Source organism: Streptococcus pluranimalium (assembly GCF_047785745.1).
Lineage (GTDB): Bacteria > Bacillota > Bacilli > Lactobacillales > Streptococcaceae > Streptococcus > Streptococcus pluranimalium_B.
The window spans coordinates 1-3,836 of record NZ_JBLOJT010000132.1; the positions used below are offsets into that span (position 1 = coordinate 1).

The following is a 3,836-nucleotide window of genomic DNA, read 5'->3' on the forward strand; positions in this document are numbered from 1 at the left end:
CCGGAACGATTCTCTCTAGATGTTAATTATAAGTCACCCACTACAGTTGACGAAGAGCCAAGAAAACCAGATAGCTTAGCCATCTGGTCTTAGGAGATTATGATTGAGTGAGCTAGTCACTCGAAAAAGAAAAGTTTTAGGATACTTAGAGTATACCTAAGTAAGCTTAAAATTTCCTTAAGCATTTAAATATTCTCATTTTCCACTAAAAACTGGGAAATAAGTGAATTCACCATAATTTTTAAAATCGATTGTTTTAAGGACTTCTAAATCTTCTGAACTAATAGTAAAATCCAAATCCATATTTGAAGCCATGTGATTTTTAAAAAGAATAACTGTTCGTCATCTATTTTCTCCTATTCCTTTACTAATCCTTCTTTGACCAGGTAAGCATGCGCTACACCTGTTGCGCTTTTACCCTTGACATCAACTTGGTAGTTCATGTCCGACATCTCGGTCTCAGTGATTTTGCCAGCCAACTGGTTAAGGATAGTTTTCAATTCTGGGTGCTCTTGCAACAATTCTTCTTTCATCAGTGGAGCTCCCTGATAAGGCGGAAAGAGTTGCTTATCGTCTTCTAAAACGACCAGGTTATATTCTTTGAGCTGACTATCCGTTGAATAGGCATCGATAAGATTGACGTCGCCTGTCTGTATAGCTTGGTAACGCAGGGCTGGCTCCATGGTATTGACCTTGAAAGTCAGTCCATAAAGACTTTGTAGTCCTGGATAGCCATCCGGTCGGTCGTTGAATTCTAACGAAAATCCTGCTACCAATTGATTCTCAACTCTTGTCAAATCTGAAATCTTGGACAGCTTATTTTCTTGGGCAAAATCCTTGCTAACTGCCAAAGCATAGGTATTCTGATAGGCCATGGGTTTTAGCAGGGCCAAACCATCTTGTTTTTTAATCCCATCACGAGCTGCGGTGTAGACTTCTTTCGGCTCATTTGATAGCTTCGGAGGATTTTTTAAAAGACTCCCCGTCACCGTCCCCGTGAACTCAGGATAGATATCGATGTCGCCTGACTTGACCGACTCATAAAGAAAGCTGGTCTTGCCGAAACTAGGCTTGAGCTCGACCTTGAGATCACTCTGATTCTCAATCAGCTCCTTGTACATGTTAATCAAAATTTCCGGCTCAGCTCCCAGTTTTCCCGCAATGACAATGGTGTCATCCGGATGGCTGAGGTTTTTGAACATAGCTGGCGCATAGGTCGCAAAGAGACCAAAAACCATGACTGCGAAGGATAGCAAGATAGTTCTTAGCTTGGCTTTTTCCAACATCTTCAAGACGGCATTAAAAAGAATGGCTAAAATGGCCGATGAAATCGCCCCGATTAAAATGAACGAGCTATTATTACGGTCAATTCCCAACATGATAAAGGAACCAAGACCACCTGCTCCAATCAGAGAAGCCAGTGTGGCTGTGCCGATAATCATGACCGCAGAAGTCCGAATCCCTGACATGATAATAGGCATACTGATGGGAAGAATAAAGGTTTTCAACCGCTCCCAGTGATTCATCCCAAAGGCTGTCCCCGCTTCAATCAAGCTTGGGTCAATGCTGGCGAGCGCTGTCACCGTGCTCTGCATAATTGGAAAGATGGCGTAGATAACCAAGGCCACCACTGCAGGCAGAGTGCCGATTCCCATAAAGGGAATAAAGAGCCCCAAAAGTGCAAGGGAAGGAATGGTTTGAAAGACTCCAGTCACTTGTAAGCTAGCTTCAGCCCAGTTTTGTCTCTTGCTGAGGAAAATCGCCAAAGGGACTGAAATCATAATAGCTACTAGTAAGGCAATAAGAGAAATTTGCAGGTGCTCTACCAAGGCTGTTAGCCAGTCACCAAATTTAGCTTGAAAGGTCGTGAATAAATCAATCATGGCGCACACCTCCAAATAATTCGGCGACAAAAGCATTTGCTGGTTGCTCAAGGATTTCTCCTGGTTCTGCCAATTGAACTAACTCCCCGTGATTGAGGACAGCAATACGATCTCCCAAGCTCAAGGCCTCACGAACATCATGGGTGACAAAAATGGTCGTCATACCAAACTCTTGGTGCAACTCTTTGGTCAGGATCTGTAACTGCTCACGACTAATCGGATCCAAGGCTGAGAAGGGTTCATCCATCAGTAAATACTGGGGTTCATGGATAATGGCCCGCACAATACCCACGCGCTGCTGTTCCCCACCAGACAAATCCTTAGGATAACGGTCTAAATAGTGATCTGGTGTCAATCCCACTCGGTCCAATAGGTAATTGGTTCGTTCCTTGATACGCTCTGTGGACCATTTTTTCATCTTAGGAATGAGCGCGATATTTTCAGCGACAGTCAAATTAGGAAAAAGTGCAATCTGCTGCAAGACATAGCCCATGGACAAGCGAAGCTGACGCATATCCAACTGATTTTGTTGAGTACCGTCAATGATGATTTTGCCATCCGTTAAATCAATCAAGCGATTGAGCATTTTTAAAACGGTCGTTTTTCCCGATCCCGACGGACCAACTAGCACCAAAAATTCACCGTCAGCGATGCTAAAACTCTGATCCTTAAGGACAATCTTGTCACCGAAGGACTTGCTGACATGGTCAAATTGAATCATAAACCTTCTCCATTTCTTGTTTAAGTGCTGCAGTGTATTTGCGAGTGAGCTTGTTTAACAGAGCCTGTTCCTCATTGCTTAAAATCTGAAAAGAGGCTTTTTCCATCTGTTCTAAAGGCAATATCACTTTTTGAGCATAGGATTGACCAAGTGGTGTTAACCTAATAAATTTATGCCGTTTATCGTCAGGATTTTCTATCAATTCAAGAAACCCCTTTTTGCCCCAAGACTTTATCGTAGCATTGACTACTTGTTTACTTGATTGTGTATTTCGAACTAAAAACTGCTGAGTGATGTTTTGTTCATTTCTTTTAGGATAATGGTAAAGCCACAAAAGCATCTGTAAGGATTTACTTTGTAAACCATTTTGCCTAGCATAATAGTCATATGTAGACATTAAATCATCGAAAGCTCTAATATATGATTTTGTTTGTATCATGGATTACACCTCATTTCTGACAACAACTTTTCCGATCGCCTTTGAACTTTCTAAATAAGCATGAGTTTCCGAAATACAATCTAGAGTGAAGATTCTTTCAGGTCTAACGTCAATGTCAGATTTTTCAATATAATTAAGTAAAGTTTGAAGAGTACCCTTAGAAACGTTCCCAGAGTAAAAGGTGGTTAAATAAATATTCTTGGACACCTCTAAAAACTCCCTAAATGTCCCAAAAATGAGATAATAGAATCAAAAGTAATGAGGAGAGCTGTCATGCATTTATTCACAGATGATGAAAAAATCTGGTCAAAACTATCAGAGAAAGGTAATCCCTTAGAACGTTTGGATGCCATTATGGATTGGACTATCTTTCTTCCTTTGTTGTCAGAGTTATTCAGTCCTAAAGATAAAGTCATCAGTCGTGGCGGGCGTCCTCACCTAGAATAGCTCATGATGTTCAAAGTGCTCTTGCTTCAACGTCTTCATAACCTATCTGACGATGCCATGGAATACAACTGCTGGATCCTCTATCTTTTCGTCGGTTTGTTGGTTGTCATGAAGACGCTGTTCCAGATGCGAAAACTATCTGGCTCTATCGTGAGAAATTAACCAAAATCAGGTCGTAACAAGGCGTTGTTCGATTTGTTCCATGCCCATCTCACAGATGAAGGGTTGATTGCCCATTCAGGTCAGATTGTGGAGGCTTCCTTTGTCGAATGCCCTAAACAACGCCATTCATGTGAGGACAATCAGAACATCAAGGAAGGCGAAAAGGTAGACGGTTGGAACAAGT

Annotated in this window: 4 protein-coding genes and 1 pseudogene; 1 reads left to right on the forward strand and 4 read right to left on the reverse strand. The window is 41.7% G+C overall.

The genetic code is table 11. The annotated features are described in order from the left end of the window. Window positions 1-356: 356 nt before the first annotated feature. From ACMZ6U_RS09610 to ACMZ6U_RS09625, 4 genes are read right to left on the reverse strand one after another with little or no spacing between them, the layout of a single operon-like run. Window positions 357-1,883 carry an ABC transporter permease/substrate-binding protein gene (locus ACMZ6U_RS09610; protein ID WP_416108225.1) on the reverse strand — a complete coding sequence of 509 codons (1,527 nt, stop codon included), beginning with the start codon at window positions 1,881-1,883 and terminating at the stop codon, window positions 357-359. Further along, window positions 1,876-2,604 carry an ATP-binding cassette domain-containing protein gene (locus tag ACMZ6U_RS09615; protein ID WP_416108226.1) on the reverse strand — a complete coding sequence of 243 codons (729 nt, stop codon included), beginning with the start codon at window positions 2,602-2,604 and terminating at the stop codon, window positions 1,876-1,878. Before ACMZ6U_RS09615 ends, ACMZ6U_RS09610 begins: the two co-directional genes overlap by 8 nt. Beyond that, entirely contained in the window at window positions 2,591-3,043 is a 453-nt protein-coding gene (locus tag ACMZ6U_RS09620) for a MarR family winged helix-turn-helix transcriptional regulator (protein ID WP_416108227.1), read from the reverse strand. The genes ACMZ6U_RS09615 and ACMZ6U_RS09620 overlap by 14 nt, the downstream gene beginning before the upstream one ends. Before the next feature lie 3 nt (window positions 3,044-3,046). Further along, entirely contained in the window at window positions 3,047-3,250 is a 204-nt protein-coding gene (locus ACMZ6U_RS09625) for a zinc-binding dehydrogenase (RefSeq protein WP_416108228.1), read from the reverse strand. A gap of 66 nt (window positions 3,251-3,316) precedes the next feature. Between ACMZ6U_RS09625 and ACMZ6U_RS09630 the strand changes: the two are divergent. Beyond that, window positions 3,317-3,836 (forward strand): annotated as a pseudogene (locus ACMZ6U_RS09630) (transposase); the annotation flags it as partial.

Bases quoted from the DNA above. Each gene is read 5' to 3' on its own strand.
- ACMZ6U_RS09620 (WP_416108227.1), bottom strand. From the start codon at position 3,043: ATGATACAAACAAAATCATATATTAGAGCTTTCGATGATTTAATGTCT.
- ACMZ6U_RS09610 (WP_416108225.1), bottom strand. From the start codon at position 1,883: ATGATTGATTTATTCACGACCTTTCAAGCTAAATTTGGTGACTGGCTA.
- ACMZ6U_RS09615 (WP_416108226.1), bottom strand. From the start codon at position 2,604: ATGATTCAATTTGACCATGTCAGCAAGTCCTTCGGTGACAAGATTGTC.